The sequence below is a fragment of the Halorubrum sp. CBA1229 genome (genome assembly GCF_003721435.2).
Lineage (GTDB): Archaea > Halobacteriota > Halobacteria > Halobacteriales > Haloferacaceae > Halorubrum.
The window spans coordinates 1072022-1088037 of record NZ_CP054585.1 but is presented as its reverse complement, the minus strand read 5'-3'; the positions used below and the strand labels follow the sequence as shown (position 1 = coordinate 1088037).

The 16016-nt window shown below is 69.3% G+C and carries 16 protein-coding genes; 8 read left to right on the top strand and 8 right to left on the bottom strand.

The features are described 5' to 3' along the window. Positions 1-55 precede the first annotated feature (55 nt). On the top strand, positions 56-1555 hold the full coding sequence (locus Hrr1229_RS05400; protein WP_123113840.1) for an ATP-binding protein: 1500 nt from the start codon (positions 56-58) through the stop codon (positions 1553-1555). Positions 1556-1585: 30 nt separating this feature from the next. On the opposite strand, the gene Hrr1229_RS05395 is transcribed toward Hrr1229_RS05400, so the two are convergent. The 5 genes from Hrr1229_RS05395 to Hrr1229_RS05375 all read right to left on the bottom strand — a co-directional run bounded on the left by Hrr1229_RS05395 (position 1586) and on the right by Hrr1229_RS05375 (position 5335). After that, positions 1586-1840, bottom strand: coding sequence for a DUF192 domain-containing protein (locus Hrr1229_RS05395; RefSeq protein ID WP_123114908.1), 255 nt, complete (start codon positions 1838-1840; stop codon positions 1586-1588). A gap of 309 nt (positions 1841-2149) precedes the next feature. Then, a complete protein-coding gene (locus tag Hrr1229_RS05390) occupies positions 2150-2404 on the bottom strand; it encodes a glutathione S-transferase N-terminal domain-containing protein (RefSeq protein WP_123113841.1) in 255 nt (84 codons plus the stop codon). 74 nt (positions 2405-2478) lie between these two features. Next, positions 2479-3858, bottom strand: a complete 1380-nt coding sequence (locus Hrr1229_RS05385; protein ID WP_123113842.1) for an NCS2 family permease — start codon at positions 3856-3858, stop codon at positions 2479-2481. A gap of 167 nt (positions 3859-4025) precedes the next feature. Beyond that, complete coding sequence (locus Hrr1229_RS05380; RefSeq protein WP_123113843.1) at positions 4026-4739, bottom strand: phosphoribosyltransferase family protein; 714 nt, start codon at positions 4737-4739, stop codon at positions 4026-4028. A 137-nt stretch (positions 4740-4876) separates the two neighbouring features. Then, complete coding sequence (locus Hrr1229_RS05375; protein ID WP_123113844.1) at positions 4877-5335, bottom strand: hypothetical protein; 459 nt, start codon at positions 5333-5335, stop codon at positions 4877-4879. Positions 5336-5461: 126 nt separating this feature from the next. Between Hrr1229_RS05375 and Hrr1229_RS05370 the strand changes: the two genes are divergently transcribed. The 6 genes from Hrr1229_RS05370 to Hrr1229_RS05345 all read left to right on the top strand — a co-directional run bounded on the left by Hrr1229_RS05370 (position 5462) and on the right by Hrr1229_RS05345 (position 12192). Then, positions 5462-7087, top strand: coding sequence for an ABC transporter substrate-binding protein (locus Hrr1229_RS05370; protein ID WP_123113845.1), 1626 nt, complete (start codon positions 5462-5464; stop codon positions 7085-7087). A gap of 29 nt (positions 7088-7116) precedes the next feature. Beyond that, positions 7117-8109 carry an ABC transporter permease gene (locus Hrr1229_RS05365; RefSeq protein WP_123113846.1) on the top strand — a complete coding sequence of 331 codons (993 nt, stop codon included), beginning with the start codon at positions 7117-7119 and terminating at the stop codon, positions 8107-8109. Continuing rightward, positions 8109-9128 (top strand): ABC transporter permease, encoded by a 1020-nt coding sequence (locus Hrr1229_RS05360; protein ID WP_123113847.1) that lies wholly within the window; start codon positions 8109-8111, stop codon positions 9126-9128. Before Hrr1229_RS05365 ends, Hrr1229_RS05360 begins: the two co-directional genes overlap by 1 nt. Further along, a complete protein-coding gene (locus Hrr1229_RS05355; protein ID WP_123113848.1) occupies positions 9125-10336 on the top strand; it encodes an ABC transporter ATP-binding protein in 1212 nt (403 codons plus the stop codon). The genes Hrr1229_RS05360 and Hrr1229_RS05355 overlap by 4 nt, the downstream gene beginning before the upstream one ends. Beyond that, positions 10333-11388, top strand: coding sequence for an oligopeptide/dipeptide ABC transporter ATP-binding protein (locus tag Hrr1229_RS05350; protein ID WP_123113849.1), 1056 nt, complete (start codon positions 10333-10335; stop codon positions 11386-11388). The genes Hrr1229_RS05355 and Hrr1229_RS05350 overlap by 4 nt, the downstream gene beginning before the upstream one ends. Before the next feature lie 141 nt (positions 11389-11529). Then, positions 11530-12192 (top strand): AAA family ATPase, encoded by a 663-nt coding sequence (locus tag Hrr1229_RS05345; RefSeq protein ID WP_123113850.1) that lies wholly within the window; start codon positions 11530-11532, stop codon positions 12190-12192. Between the two features lie 127 nt (positions 12193-12319). On the opposite strand, the gene Hrr1229_RS05340 is transcribed toward Hrr1229_RS05345, so the two are convergent. Then, entirely contained in the window at positions 12320-13162 is an 843-nt protein-coding gene (locus tag Hrr1229_RS05340) for a polyprenyl synthetase family protein (RefSeq protein ID WP_123113851.1), read from the bottom strand. A 57-nt stretch (positions 13163-13219) separates the two neighbouring features. Beyond that, a complete protein-coding gene (gene npdG / locus Hrr1229_RS05335; RefSeq protein WP_123113852.1) occupies positions 13220-13888 on the bottom strand; it encodes an NADPH-dependent F420 reductase in 669 nt (222 codons plus the stop codon). A gap of 99 nt (positions 13889-13987) precedes the next feature. Here npdG and Hrr1229_RS05330 point away from each other — a divergent pair, with 99 nt between their 5' ends. Continuing rightward, positions 13988-14158 carry a hypothetical protein gene (locus Hrr1229_RS05330; protein ID WP_176329367.1) on the top strand — a complete coding sequence of 57 codons (171 nt, stop codon included), beginning with the start codon at positions 13988-13990 and terminating at the stop codon, positions 14156-14158. A gap of 55 nt (positions 14159-14213) precedes the next feature. Here Hrr1229_RS05330 and Hrr1229_RS05325 read toward each other — a convergent pair whose 3' ends face one another. Further along, positions 14214-15920, bottom strand: a complete 1707-nt coding sequence (locus tag Hrr1229_RS05325) for a globin-coupled sensor protein (protein WP_255212564.1) — start codon at positions 15918-15920, stop codon at positions 14214-14216. Positions 15921-16016 lie beyond the last annotated feature (96 nt).

Below are 16016 nucleotides of genomic sequence, written 5' to 3'. Positions count from 1 at the left end.
CTCCGAGGCGCGACCCACAGGCACATAAACGCGGGACGCGTCAGGTGATTTACGTATGGGTCGCGATAGCGAGGAGAAGCGGAGCGCGGAGGGTAACCGCGCGGCCGGGGAGGGCCGCCCGACCGAGGAGGGGTCGCTGACCGCTCCCGACGGCGACGCGGTCCCGCCAGTCCTTCGCTCGTTCGTCGACGCGATCCCGACGCCGACGCTCGCGTGCGACCCGGAGAGCCGCGCGATCCGCGCGGCCAACCCCCCCGCTTCCGACCTGCTCGACCGCGACCGCGGCACGCTGACGCTGATGGGCCTCGACGACCTCGGCGAGGCGGAGACGACGGTCGCCGGCGAGCCGGTCGGCGCGGCCGCCGCCGCCGCGCACGACGCCGAGGGCGTCACCCGCTTCGAGTGGACCGTCGCGAGCGCCCCGACGCGGCGCCTCGAACTCGCCGTCCGGGAAGCGACGGTCGCCGGCCGCGAGTGGCTGATCGTCGGCCTGACCGACGTCACCGACCGAGTCACCGCCGAGGAGCGGCTCCGGTCGCAGCTCCGGACTGTCGACGCGATCGCGTCGACGGTCCCGGCCGCCCTGTTCCAGTGCACCGCGCGGGGCACCCTCTCGCGGTGGAACGACCGGTTCGCCGCGGACGCCGGATACGAGGGCGGGGAGCTCTCCGGGACCGCGCTCACGTCGCTGTTCGACGACGAGACCCGCGACGCCGTCGCCGACGCGCTCCAGTCCGTCTACGGGGACGGGGCGGGCGCCGAGTGCGAGGCGACGCTCGTCACCCGCTCGGGCGAGCGCGTCCCGTACCGGCTCTCGCTCGGTCCCGTCACCGACGGCGACGAGGTGGTCGGCGCGGTCGGGGTCGGCGAGGACGTCACCGAGGCGTCGCTGCGGGAGGAGCGGCTCGCCGTGTTGACCCGGGTGCTCCGGCACAACTTCCGGAACGACCTCAACGTCGTCACGGGGTTCACGGAGCGGGCGATCGCGGAGGTCGATGACCCGGAGCTCGCCGCCGAACTCCAGCGCGTCGTCGACACCGCGGAGCGGCTGTTGCGCGTCGGGGAGACCTCCCGCCGGGTCGAGCGGCTGCTCGCCGACCGGCCGACCCCACGGCCGACGGACCTCGCGACCGCGGTCGACGAGGCGCTGGCGGGGCTTCCGCCGGAGCTCCGCGAGCGCGCCGACATCGAGGTCGACGTCCCGGACGGGATCACGGTGTCGGCGGTCGGCTACCTCGCCGAGGCGGTCGGGGAGCTCGTCGACAACGCGGTCCGCCACAGCGACGCGGCCCGCCCTTCCGTGACCGTCGCGGCCGCCGAGCTCCCGAGCGAGTCGTGGACGTCGCTCGTCGTCGCCGACGACGGGCCGGGGATCCCGCCCGCCGAGCGCGCGGTGCTCACCGGCGAGGAGACGCCGCTGGAGCACGCGAGCGGACTGGGGCTCTGGTACGTCAACTGGATCGTCACCGCCGGCGGCGGCAGCTTCGACATCAGCTCCGCGTCGACCGGCGGCACGCGGATCGAGATCGAGCTCCGGACGCCCGACGAGGAGTAGGATTCGACCCGTTCAGGGCCGTCGATCCCCTCACTCGACGAGCCGGACCTCGTCGCCGACGCTGACGCCGTCGGCGGCGCCCGCGGGGAGCTCGACGACCGTGTCCGCCCGCCCGCGTCCCAGCCCGACGAACGGGGCGAGCCGCTTCCGCTTCCGCACCTCGCCGTCGACGAGCCACAGCGCGTCGATCGCGAACGGGACGAACAGCATGTGGAGCCACTGCGTGTCGGCCCCGTCGAACGGGAACACGAGGGCGTAGCCGTCGGGGACGGAGCGCCTGAACATCAGGCCGCGGCCCTGTTCGAGCGTCGACCGGGCGACCTCGACGTCGGCGGCGAGGACGGTCGGCTCGCGGTCGGCGTCGGCGGTCGCCTCGGTGGCGTCGTCGGCTCCCGAGCCGTCACCGACTCCCGAGCCGTCACCGATCTCCGAGCCCTCTTCGACCCCCGAGCCGTCTTCGAGCCGCTCACTGCGGTGGACGAGTCGCACGCTGGGCACGTGGCGACCGCCGGATAAATAGCCTCGCGATCGGGACCGCGGAACGCCGTCTGAGAGCCGACTGCCGCCGCCCGACGGCGGTCCGTCGCTCCCGCCTCAGCTCGCGTTTCCGTACGTCTCGTCCAGGTACTCGACGATGTCGTCGCTCTCGGACATCCCCTCGATCCCGTTGGCCTCGTCGACGAGGACGGGCACGCCGGTCTGGCCGCTGACCGCCTCGACCTCGGTGCGCTCGCCGTGCGAGCGCGGCACCATCACCGACTCGTACTCGAGGTCGAGCTCGGCGAGCTTGGTCTTCACTTTCGCGCAGTACGGGCAGCCCTCCAGTTCGTAGAGCGTCAGATCCGTCATCACCCTCCCTTAGGCGTAGACGCGTAAAGAAGTACGGCGGACGGTGCGCGCGGCGCGCACGGGCGGCGTTCGGCCTACAGAATGACGCCGCGCGTCTGCAGCACGTAGTAGAGCACCAGCAGCGCCGCGATGACGTACTGGCCGAGCGCGACCTCGTCGTACTCGCCGACCGCGACCTTGATCAGCGGGTAGGCGACGATGCCGGCCGCCAGTCCGTCGGCGATCGAGTACGCGAACGGCATCACGGTGACCGTGAGCCCCGCGGAGACCGCCCACGCCGGGTCCGACCAGTCGACCTCGACGAGCCCCTGCAGCATCATCACGCCGACGACGATCAGCGCGATGAAGGAGGCGTACTCCGGGATGGCGGCGACGACCGGGATCACCGCGAGCGACGCGACGAACAGCAGCGCGACGACGAGCGCGGTCAGGCCGGTGCGGCCGCCCTCCTCGACGCCGGTCGACGACTCGATGTACGTCGTCACCGTGGAGGTGCCGAGCATCGCGCCGGCGGTCGTCCCCACCGCGTCGGCCATCAGCGGCTTGTCCATGTCAGGGAGGTCGCCGTCCTCGTCGAGGAAGTCGCCGAACTGCGAGACGCCGATGAGCGTCCCGGCGGTGTCGAAGAAGTCGACGAAGAAGAACGTGAACACGACCAGGACGAACGTGAGCGGTTCGATCTGCCCCAGTCCCTCGACGAACGCCCCCGCGAGCGGCGAGATGTCGTACTGGGCGCTCGGGAGCGTCTCCGGCGTGACCGTGCCGCGCTCGAAGAATCCGGCGAAGGTGAGCCCCCACCCCACGACGGAGGTCGTCAGGATGCCGATCACGATCGAGCCCGTGACCCCGCGCGCCCAGAGGCCGAAGGTGAACACGAGCCCGAGGAGCCCTAAGATCGCCCACGGGTTCCCGAAGATCCCGCCGAGCGTGACGAGCGTCGCGTCGTCGGGGACGACTATCTGGAGCTCCTGGAAGCCGATGAACAGCAGGAACAGGCCGATACCCGCCCCGACAGAGCGCTTCACCGGCTCGGGGAACAGCCGGATGACGTACTCGCGGGCGCCGACCGCGGTGAGGAGCATGAACAGAACCCCTTCCACGAACACTGCGGCGAGGGCCGTCTGCCACGGGATCCCCAGCCCGAGCACGACGGTGAACGCGAAGAAGGCGTTGAGCCCGAGCCCGGGCGCGAGCCCGAACGGGCGGTTGGCGTACAGCGCCATCACCAGCGTTGCGAGGGCGGACGAGAGGATCGTCGCGATGGCGATCATCTGGACCACCTCGAAGAACTCGTAGCCGGGGATCTGGATCGCCTCGGCGAGGATGAACGGGTTCACGACGATGATGTACGACATCGCGAGGAAGGTGGTGAGCCCCGCGACCAGCTCCGTACGGACGTCGGAGTCGTGCGCCGCCACGTCGAACCGGGCAGCCAGCGTGTCTGTAAGCCCCATTGAACAGGTGTGGCTACCTCGCGATCGAGTAATAAGCCTTGCTGAACGCCCGCGAGAAATATACACGAATGTGTATGAATCCGGCGAAAAAGCAGTCAATAGTCCGAGTAAAATGCGCGAACGTGCCTACTCGTCGCGAGAACGCTCGCTCACCGGCGAGTGCGCGCCTACTCGAACGTCGTCAGCGCGCCGACCGGGGCGTCGGTGATCTCACGCGCGCGTTCCATCCCCTCGTCGCCGACGGCGATGAGGGTGAACACGCCGGTGACGTGGGCGTCGGCTTGGAGGGCGATGTCGAGGAGGAGCTCCTGCGTTTCGCCCGACCGGATCAGGTCGTCGACGACGAGGACGGTGTCGCCGGCGTCGATCGCGCTGGCGGGGAGGTAGTAGGTGAGCTCGATCCCGGAGGCGAGCCGCTGGCGCGACTCGATGAACTCCTCGACCGCGGTCTCCTTCGACTTCTTGGCGTAGGCGAGCCGGGCGTCGAAGAAGGAGGCCATCGCCGCGCCGAGGGTGATCCCGTCGGTGGCGGCGGTGAGGACGACGTCGGGCGACTCGAACTCGAACGTCTCCGCGGCGACCGGAGCGACCAGGTCGAGGAACGACTGGTCGAAGACGACGCCGGAGTTGTCGACGTACCCCTCCTCGTCGAACTCGACGCGGGCGACCAGCTCGTCGGCGAGCGCTTCGCGTCCGACCGCCTCGACGACCTCGCTCGCCCGGTCGGCGCCGGGCAGGACGTGCCCGTTCACGTACCGGTTTAAATCGCCCGACGGGAGCCCGGTCACCTCGGAGAGCTCCTCGTACGTTCGCGTCTCTTTTAGCATCCGCAACACGGCGACCGCCTGCAGCTGGAGGGCCGCCTTCTCTGCTCGGTTCATGACGATGATCGTGATCGCACAAGTATGAATACGTCGAAGTGTTCTCACTCCGAAATACACATGTGTGTGGTTGACACGCTCGTGACGAGAAGGTGGATACCGATTCCGACCCGGTCGCCGGGCCGGGCGGAACGAACTCAGGCGTCGGCCGGCTCGTCGAAGAAGACCGCCGGGTCGGTCACGTCGATCTCGACGACATCCCGGTCGTCGAGCGGGCGGAGCCGGACCGTGAGTGCGCCCGCGGCGTCGGCCGCCGCCCGGAGGACCTCGAACTCGTCGGTGCCGAGGTACGTCGGCACGCAGACGGCGACCGCAGCGTCGTCGTCCTCCGCGACGACGAGGCGGTACTCGACCCCCTCGCCCGCGGCGGCGTACACCCGGACCGCGTCGATCTCCGCGTCGCCGACGAGCGCGTTCGCCTCCTCGAACTCCGAGCCGGGGAGCAACACGTCGACCCGCGCCGCGTCGGCGACCGGGTTCACGTCGCCGGGGTGGGCGGCGACCGCCGTCCAGCCCCGGTCGCGGTACTCCGCCGCCGTCGCGTCGCTGTCGGCGACCACGTCACCCCAGCGCTCGCCCGGATCCGTCCGTCGCATGTCCCCGTGGACCCGTTCGCCTCGTAAATACTTGTCCAGTCACCGTGACAGAAATCGGGAGGCGTGACGGCCGGCGGCGGGGTTCGCGTCGTTAGGTTCATAACGATCCCTCGTATGAGATAGCCTATGAGTCCTGACAACGACACTCACGTCAACAGGCGGACGATGCTCACGTACGCCGGCACCGCGGCCGCGGTCGGCCTCGCCGGCTGTTCCGGCGACGGCGGTGACGGGTCGGACGGTTCGGACGGCTCCGACGGCTCGGACGGCTCCGACGGGATGGACGGTTCGGACGGCTCCGACGGCGGCGACGACGCCTTCGAGCTCGGCGTCACCATGGGCCAGATGGACTCCGGGCTCGACCCGCAGGACCACGCGGAGACGAACACGGAGATCATCGTCGGCCAGGTGTACGAGGGTCTGCTCGACCGCGACAAGGAGGGGGGCATCATCGCCGGGCTCGCCACCGACTGGGAGCGCACCGAGGACGGCAGCGTCCGGTTCACGCTCCGCGACACCACCTTCCACAACGGCGACCCGGTGACGGCCGAGGACGTCCGATTCAGCATCCGGCGGATCGTCTTCGAGGACGTCGGCATCGCCAGCCCGCAGTCGAACGACCTCGGGTCGGTCACCGAGGTCGTCGCCGGCGACGGCGAGGTGACGGTCTCGTTCGAGGGGTTCAACCCGATCGCCTTCCAGCTGTTCGCGACGAACGGCCCGGTCATGCAGCAGTCGTGGGTCGAGGAGAACGACGGTAACTACATCAACCGGAACACGAACGGCACCGGGCCGTTCATGGTCACCGAGTACGACTCCGGGAACCAGGTCGTCTACGAGCCGTACGAGGACTACTGGGACGGCGACGTCCCCGTCGACGAGCTCACGATGGAGGCCTCCAGCGAGTCGAGCACGCGCGTGAACCGCCTGCTCGCCGAGGAGACGGACATCGTGACCAACGTCCCGCCGCAGGAGGTGTCGCGCGTCGAGAGCTCCGACGTCGCCGGGATCAACTCTGTGCCCAGCGCGCGGATCATCTTCCTCCAGATGCGCTACGACGTCGAGCCGTTCTCCAGCCAGCAGTTCCGGCAGGCGATGAACCACGCCGTCGACGTCGAGAGCATCATCGAGAACGTCCTCAACGGCTTCGGGAACATCACCGGACAGCCGACCCTCGAGGGCCACGTCGGCTACAACCCCGACATCGAGCCGTACCCCTACGACCCCGACGAGGCGGAGCGGCTCGTCGAGGAGTCCGGCCACGCGGGCGTCGAGATCACGCTCCAGACGCCGATCGGTCGCTACCTCGGCGACGTGGAGATCGCGCAGGCGGCGGCGAGCCAGATCGACTCGCTGTCGAACGTCTCCTGCGAGCTCGAACAGCGCGAGTTCTCCTCGCTCGTCCAGGACATCACGACCGGGAACATCGAGGACAAGCCGCACTTCAACCTCCTCGGCTGGGGGAACGGCGAGTTCGACGGGAGTCAGACGATCACCCCGCTCATGACCACGGAGGGCGCGCTCACGATCCTCGAGAACGAGGAGCTCGACCAACTCATGGACGACGCGGAGGCGACTCAGGACCCCGACGAGCGCGTCGACATCCTCCAGGAGGCGAACCAGCTCGCTCACGACCTCGCGCCGTGGGTGTTCATGCACCAGCAGTTCAGCGTCTACGGCGTCTCCAGCGACATCTCGTGGGAGCCGCGGAGCGACGAGTTCATCGACCCCGACACGGCTACCCGCCAGTAACGCGCGCCGACCGTCTCACACAGTTATAAATGTCATTCGGTAGATTCGTACTCAAAAGAAGCCTCCAGGGGCTCGGCGTCGTCTGGGGCGTCGTCACCGTCGTGTTCGCGCTCCGGTTCGTCACGCCGGGCAGCGCGATCAACGCGGTCGCCCCGCTCGACGCGAGCCAGGAGACCCGTCGGGCGATCGCCGCGGAGCTCGGCTTAGACCAACCGCTGTACGTCCAGTACGGGCAGTACATCTTCGACCTGCTCCGCGGCGACATGGGCTTTTCTTACATCCGCGGACAGGACGTCGTCGGGCTCGTGTTCTCGCGGCTGCCGGCGACCGTGGAGCTCGCGCTCGCCGCGAGTATCGTCGCCATCGTGCTCTCGATCCCTCTCGGCGTGCTCAGCGCGACCCGTCGCAATCAGCCGGTCGACTACGGCGCGACGCTGTTCTCGCTCGGGGGGATCAGCACGCCGAACTTCTGGCTCGGGATCATGCTCATCCTGATCTTCGCGGTGGAGTTCGACGTGTTCAACACCAGCGGTCGCGGCGTCGACGTCGGCGACGTGGCGCTGTCCGTGATCGGGTCGGAGCCGTTCGTCGGCACGCTGCTCGCGTGGCTCGCGTACATCACGCTCCCCGCCATCGCCCTGGGGACGTACTTCATGGCGCTCATCACGCGGCTCACCCGCTCCGGAATGTTAGACGAGCTCGGCAAGGGGTACGTCCAGGCCGCCAGGGCCAAGGGGCTCCCGCAGACGCTGGTCCGCTACAAGCACGCGCTCCGGAACACGCTCATCCCGGTGATCACGGTGCTCGGCCTCCAGCTCGGCACGTTGATCGGCGGCGCCGTGATCACCGAGGCGGTGTTCTCGTGGCCCGGGCTCGGCACCCTCGTCATCGACAGCATCAACCGCCGCGACTGGCCGGTGTTACAGGGGAGCCTCATCGTCATCGGCACCAGCTTCGTGCTCGTGAACGTCCTCGTCGACGCCGTCTACGCCTACCTCGACCCCCAAGTGGTGAACGACTGATGGTTTCCGCACGTGTCATCCGTAATCTCAAGAAGGAGTTCAGGAACAGCGCGCTCGCGAAGATCGGCCTGCTGCTCGTGGTGGGAATCTTATTTACCGCCGCGTTCGCACCGTTTCTCGCGCCGCACAACCCGACCGACCAACAGCTCGATCAGAGCGAGCTCCCGCCGCTCGGCTTCAGCGAGACCACCGAGCGGACCACCTCGCAGATGGTCGACGGGGAGATCCAGACCGTGACCGAGACCGTCGAGGTCACCCCCGACGCGGCGCACCCGCTCGGCACCGACAGCCTCGGCCGCGACATGCTCTCGCGGATCATCTACGGCGCTCGGACCTCGCTGGTCGTCGGCGTGCTCGGGACGCTCCTCGCGGCGTTCGTCGGCGTCCCGGTCGGGCTGTTCGCGGGCTACCACCGCGGGAAGACCGACGACCTCCTGATGCGGATCGCGGACGTCAGCCTCGCGTTCCCGTCGCTCGTGTTGGCCGTCGCGCTCATCGGGCTCTGGGGGCGCGCGGCGATCAACGTCCCCGACCCCTTCGTCGTCGCCGGGCTCGCGCCGGAGATGCCGGAGAGCTTCGTGTTACCGATAACCGTGGTGATCGTCGTCGGGCTCGTCAACTGGGTGTGGTTCGCCCGCGTCGCCAGGGGGGAGGCGCTCTCCCTGCGCAGCCAGGAGTACGTCAAGGCCTCCCGCGCGCTCGGGGCCGACGACACCTCGATCATCTGGAACCACGTCCTCCCGAACGCCATCACGCCGATCATCGTCCTCGCGACGGTGCAGGTGGCGGCGATCATCCTCTTGGAGAGCTCCCTGTCGTTCCTCGGCTTCTCCGGGACGACGCTCTCGTGGGGCTTCGACATCGCGCAGGGGCGCGACTACATCTCGTCGGGGCAGTGGTGGATCGCGTCGCTGCCCGGCCTCGCGATCATGTTCTCCGTGATCGGGATCAACCTGCTCGGCGACTGGCTCCGCGACTCGCTCGATCCGGGCATCGAGGGTGAAGGGGGTGCCGCATGAGCCAGGGCGTGCGGGCCGACGCCGCGCTGCGGAGCGACGACGTGCTCTCGGTGTCGGACCTCTCGACCCGCTTTTTCACCGAGGAGGGACAGATCAACGCGGTCGAGTCGGTCTCGTTCGACCTCCGCGACAACGAAATCTTAGGGATCGTCGGCGAGTCGGGCTCCGGGAAGTCGGTGACGGCGCTGTCGCTCATCGACCTCGTCGAGTCGCCCGGCCGGATCACGGAGGGGGAGATCTGGTACCGGAACCCCGACCTCGCCGACGAGTTCCGCGCGACCGACGCGGTCGGCGTCGACGGCGACCACGTCGACCTCCGGACCGTCCCGCCGCGCGTCCGGCGGTCGCTCCGCGGCCCGTCGTTCAGCACCATCTTCCAGGACCCGATGAGCAGCTTCAACCCCTCGATCACGGTCGGCGAGCAGATCGCCGAGGCGGTCGAGGTCCAGCGGCGCGCCAACGCGAACCCCCGGTCGACGCGGTCGCGGACGCAGGGGTACGGGCTCGGGCAGTACCTCCTCGACGGGATCGTCCCCGGTCGCGGCTACACCAGCGAGGAGAGCACCGAGCGGGCGATCGAGCTGCTCGAACAGGTCGGGATCCCCGACCCCGCCGAGCGCGTCGACGAGTACCCCGGCGAGTTCTCCGGCGGCATGCTCCAGCGGGCGATGATCGCGCAGGCGCTGGCCGGCGAGCCCGACGTGCTCATCGCCGACGAGCCGACGACCGCGCTCGACGTCACCATCCAGGCGCAGATCCTCAACCTCCTGCGAGAGGTCCAGGAAGACCGTGGAATGAGCATCGTTCTCATCACGCACGACCTCGGCGTCATCGCGGAGATGTGCGACCGGGTCTGCGTGATGTACGCCGGCGAGGTCGTGGAGCGCGGGACCCTCGACGCGGTGTTCGACGACTCGGTCCACCCGTACACCGAGGGGCTCCTGGGCTCGATCCCCGACCTGGAGGACCCGCGGCCGCGGCTCCAGCCGATCGAGGGGAACGTCCCCGGGCTGGTCGACTCCGAGATGGACGAGCGGTGTTACTTCGCCGACCGCTGCCCGAAGGCGATGGAGTCGTGTCTGGAGAAACCCGCCGAGCGCGTCGTGGACGCCGAGGCGGAACACGGGGCGAAATGCGTCCTCGCGGACCGCCCGTACGACCCGGCCGAGGCGCTTCCGGAGGACCACTTCGGGGGTGATACGGAATGAGCGACCCTCTCCTCTCCGTCGAGGGGCTCCGGAAGTACTACGCGGACGAGCAGTCGCTCGTCGACCGGCTGCTCGGCGCCGAGGAACAGAGCGTGAAGGCCGTCGACGGCGTCTCCTTCGAGGTCGCCGAGGGCGAGACGCTCGGGCTCGTCGGCGAGTCCGGCTGCGGCAAGTCGACCACGGGCGAGACTGTCCTCCGCCTGCGCGAGGCCACCGACGGCCGGATCTCCTTCGACGGGGCGGACTTACTGGAGATGACCGACGCGGAGCTGACGGAGTTCCGGAAGCGCGCGCAGATCGTCTTTCAGGACCCGTTCTCCAGCCTCGACCCGCGCATGACCGCCGGGGACATCGTCACCGAGGGGCTCCGGATCCACGGTATCGCCGACCGGGCCGAGCGGCGCGAGACCGCCCGCGACCTCCTCGAACGCGTCGGGCTCTCCGCCGATCAGATCGACCGCTACCCGCACGAGTTCTCGGGCGGGCAGCGCCAGCGGATCGGGATCGCGCGGGCGCTCGCGGTCGACCCGGAGTTCATCGTGCTCGACGAGCCGGTCTCGGCGCTCGACGTGAGCGTCCAGGCGCAGATCCTCAACCTGCTCGACGACCTCCAGGACGACTTCGGCCTCACCTACCTCTTTATCGCGCACAACCTGAGCGTCGTGCGCCACATCTGCGACCGCGTCGCCGTCATGTACCTCGGCGAGATCGTCGAGACCGGACCGGTCGACGAGCTCTTCGCGGACCCGGCGCACCCGTACACGGAGGCGCTGCTGTCCAGCGTCCCGCGGGTGACGACCGAGGACCGAGAGGCGGAGTTCCGGACGCTCCGCGGCGACGTACCCTCGCCGCGGAACCCGCCCGCGGGCTGCCGGTTCCACACCCGGTGTCCCGAGGCGCGGGCCGCCTGCCGCGAGTCGTCGCCGCCGGCGTACGACGTCGGCGAGCGTCGCTCGGCGACGTGTTTCCGCGCCGACGCGGACCACGCGTACTGGGAGAGCGAGCCGATCGAGGAGAACGCCCGGACGGCGGCCGAGGGCGCCGACGACTGACCCGTTCGGCTTCCGCGACCCTTTCCCCCCGAAGAAACGACTTCTCAGTCTCTCTCCCCGCTTAATCCGGCTTAAAGCGCCCAAAATCGGTCACACGGCTTCCCCGACTTATGTGGGTCCCGGCCGTTCGTCCGTTCGCAAATGACAGTCTCAAAATCCCTGCTGGCGGTGTTGGCGGTCCTGCTCGTCGCCGGAAGCGGTGCCGCGGTGACGGGCGTGGCACAGACGGACGCCGGCGCGTCGTCGGCGTCCGTCTCCGACCTGGAGATGGACGCGGCGCTGGACGACGAAACCGTGACCGTGACCGTGACCGACGGCGGCGAACCGATTGAGAACGCCTCGGTCACCGTCGAGGGCGACGAGGAGGTCACCGTCGCGACCGACGCCAACGGAACCGCGACCGTCGACCGCTCGGCCCTCAGCGACGACGACGAGTCGCTCGACGAGCTCGAGATCGAGTACGAGTCCGACCACGCGGAGGGCGAACTGGAGTACGTCGTTTCGGACGGTTCGCTGACCCTCGTCGAGGAGCAATATGAGTACGAGGTCGACGAAGAGGAGGACGACGAGTCGGACGAAGATGAATCGGACGAGGACGAGTCAGATGAAGACGAGTCGGATGAGGACGAATCGGACGAAGACGAGAGCGATGTAGACGACGAGGCCGAGAGTGACGAGGAGGAAGCGGAAGACGAAGCGGACGAGGATGACGACGAGGAAGATGACGATGAGGACGACGACGAGGAAGAAGACGACGATGAGGACGACGACGAAGAAGACGACGAGACCGAAACGGAGAGCTAACCACGCCTGAGGCCTCTCGTCTCGCCGGCGGAGCGCACGGTTCCGACGAACTCCCGCTTTTCTCGCAGCGAGCGCACTCGATCTGCGTTTATAAACAGCGTGCGGCGGCCGCGACGCGTCGCGGGCGTTACCGCTCGCGCACGACGACGAACTCCGCGAGGTCGCGGAGGTACTCGATCGCCTCCGTCTCCGGCGGGTCGGCGTCGTCGAGCGCGGCGAGCGCGAGCTCGGACTGCTCGCGCGCCCGCTCGTCGATCTCCTCGGGGGACAGCGACGTGACCTGCACCACCGAGGGGCGGTCCATCTCGGCGTCCTGCCCCGTCGGCTTGCCGAGGTCGTCGGCGTCGGCGGTCGCGTCGAGCACGTCGTCGCGCATCTGGAACGCGACGCCGACGCGCTCGGCGTACTCGCCGAACGAGTCGATCGCGTGGGGATCGGCGCCGCCGGCGACCGCGCCGAGCTCGGCGGCGGCCCGGAACAGCGCGCCGGTCTTCCGGCGGGCGAGCTCCATGTACTCCGCCTCCGTCGTCGGGCGGTCCGCGAGCTCGGTCGCCTCGCCCTCGCCGAGCTCGACCATCGCCTCGGCGACGGTCCGCATCGCGCGCGGCTCCCCGGAGAACAGCCCGAACGCCTCGCCGAGCAGGCCGTCGCTGGCGACGATCGCGGGGCCGTACCCGAACTCGGCCCAGGCGGAGGGGGTGCCGCGCCGGACCTCCGAGCGGTCGATGATGTCGTCGATCACGAGCGACGCGTTGTGGACGAACTCGATCCCGGCCGCGAAGTCGACGGCGTCGTCGGGATCGCCGTCGAACGCCTCGCAGGCGAGGATCGTCACCGCCGGGCGGACCCGCTTGCCGCCGGCGAGGACGACGTGGCCGACCTCGTCGGACAGCTCGTCGGGCTCGATCTCGTCGATGACGGCCTCCAGCCGTTCCTCGACCAGCGCGACCCGGCGCTCCAGGTACTCCATCTATCGTCCGGAGGAACCGGTCGCGCAAAGGCCTAACGGAACGACGCCCGCGAGCGCTTATTTAAATCGGATGCCGAGGTCGTGGAGCCCGTCGTTGTTCGAGGCGACGTTGATAAGCAGGGGCGTCAGCCCCTCGATCTCGGGCGCGTTGGCGATCCCGCCGGCGTCGAGCGCGCGGAGCCCCTCGATCCCCTCCGCGACGTCCGAGACCGTCCGCTTTGCGTCCTCGTCGTCGCCGATCACGAGCGTGTCGATCCCGAGGTCGGCGTCGAGGTTCGCGAGCCGGGCCGCCGCGAGATTGTGGAACGCGCCGACGACGGCGACGCGCTCCGGCGCGGCGTCCGCGGCGATCCGCGTCACCGAGCCCGCGCCGGGCTTGTGGTAGTGGAACCCCTCGTCGTCGCGCTTCATGCCCGTCGCCGGCGAGACGAGGACGTCGCCGTCGTCCAACTCGTCGGCGATCGCCTCGACCGTGTCGCCGATGTGGTACGGCGGGACAGCGAGGACGACGACCTTCGCTGCGGCCGCGGCGACCGCGTTCTCGGCGCCCTCGACCGTCGCGTCGAGGCCACGGCTCTCCAGCTCCGTGGTGTACTCTTCCGCTTTGTTTTCGGCCTTCTCCGCGTCGCGCGAGCCGATCGAGACGCGGTGAGGCGTGTCGGCCGCCAGCCGGAGGGCCAGTCCCTCGCCGATGTCGCCGGTGCCGCCGAGTATCGCGATCTCCATGCGTACAGTGGGGTCGCTCGCGGCTTATGGGTTGCGTGACCGGCCGTCCTCGCCACCGTTCGGAGCGGGATTGATACGCGTCGAGCGCCTCTTGTGAGCATGGCCAACACTCCGTCGCTCGCGCTGCGCTACGTCGCCTGCGACGCCTGCGACACGGTGTTCGCGCGCCCCGACGACCCCGACGAGCCGGCCGCCTGCGGTCGGTGCGGCGCACGTCCTCTCCGCGAACTCTCCGGGGTTCGGGGGCCGGACGCGTACTTTGCGCCCTGAGTTCGGCCCGCGGCCGCGGGCCTCGGGGCGCGAGCGACGCGTCAGCGCCGCCGACTCACCGCAGGTCGTCCATCTCCAGCTTCCCGGCGGCGATCGCACGCAGTTCCTTGTCGGAGAGCCGATCGATCACGAACTCGGGGATGCCCTCCGGAAGCCCGGGCGGTATCGACCGACCGCCGTCCGTCAGGGATGCCGCGCGGGACCTACTGCCGCCGTCCCCGCCGCCGTCCGCGGACAACCGGCGCACGGTCCGTTCGACCTCCTCGACCGCCGCCGACTGGCGCTCGCTTTCCGCCGCTAGCTCCTGCATCCGCTCGCTGATCCGGGTCGACTGCTCGACCACCCCGTCGATCGTCGCGGCGATCTCCTCGGCGGCGGCGGCCTGCTCGTCGGTCACGTCCGCGACCTCGTCGATCCCGTCCGCCGTCTCCGTCACCGCCTCGGCGATGTCGGTGAGGTTCTCGGTCGCGTCGTCGACGCGCTCGCTCCCCTCGTCGACCCGCACCGTCGTCTCCGAGAGGCTCTCGACCGTCTCCTCGGTGTCGGTGCGGATCCCGTCGACCATCGACTCGATGTCGCTCGCGTGCTCCTGCGACTCCTCCGCGAGCGACTTGATCTCGTCGGCGACGACGCCGAACCCGGCGCCAGCTTCGCCGGCCCGCGCCGCCTCGATCGAGGCGTTCAGGGCGAGCAAGTTCGTCTGGTCGGCGATGCCGTTGATCGCGTCGACGAACTCGTCGATCTCCTCGACGCGCTCCTTGAGCGCCTCGACGTCGTCCGCGACCTCGTCGACGGCGTCGCCGATGTCGTCCATGGCCGCCGCGGCGTCGTCGGCCGCGTCCCGCCCGTCCTCCGCCAGCGCCTCCGCCCGACTGCTCGTCCGCTCGACCTCGTCGGCGGTCGACGCCACCTCCTCGACCGTCGCCGAGAGGTTCGCCACCTCGGAGGAGATCTCGGCGACCCGCTCCGACTGGTCCTCGGCCGCGTCGCCGACCTCGGCGGCGCTGTCGGCGACGTCGTCCGCCGACTCGCGCAGGTCGCCGATCGGCCCTTCGACCTCGTCTTCCACCTCCGCCATCAGCCGCTCGTTCTCCTCGACGACCTCCGAGAGCTTCTCGCTGTAGGAGTGGATGTACGTGTCCGTGACGACCTGCATGTCGAGGTTGACGATCCGGAGGACGGAGAGCAGGTCCTCGATCGCGTCGTCGACCTCCTCCTCTATCGCCGTCGCGGTCGCGTCGTCGACCGCCGCACCGGCGGCGTCGGGGGCCAGCCGGTCGGTGAGCGAGTCGACGAGGCGGTCGCCGATGAGCGGGAGGATGAGGTCGTAGTACACGCCGTACTGGCCGATGTAGTGTTTCATCGGCATCTCCAGCATGTCATGGATCTTGCCGATCCGCGCTCGGTCCTCGAAGTACTCCGTTCCGTACTCGCCGTTCGCGAGCGTCACGAGGTAGGCCGACTGCGTCCGCTTGAGCTGGTCGAGCCCCTTGTCCGACCGGCCCAACACTTCGACGGTCTGCTCGTGACCGGTGAGGTTCTCGTAGAAGTCCTCCGCGATCCGGTCCGCGTTCTCCGCGAACGCGTCCTCGTACCGACTCAGTCGCCGCTCGTCCTCCTCGTCGAAGCCGACGAACTCCTTCCGCCACCGGATCTCCTCGGCGTCGAGGCCGATCTCCTCGACCAGCGCCGCGACGTCTAGCCCCTCGTTCAGGCCGCCCTGACCGAAGTCGTCTCGACCGTACTCTCCAGACGCAGTCATGCGAGCCCCTCTTCGTCTGGATCATATAAGCCCGCCCTCCCGTCTCTCACGAGTGATACCGCACCGCCTGCCGGTCGGCGCGAAGCCGGTCCCCGA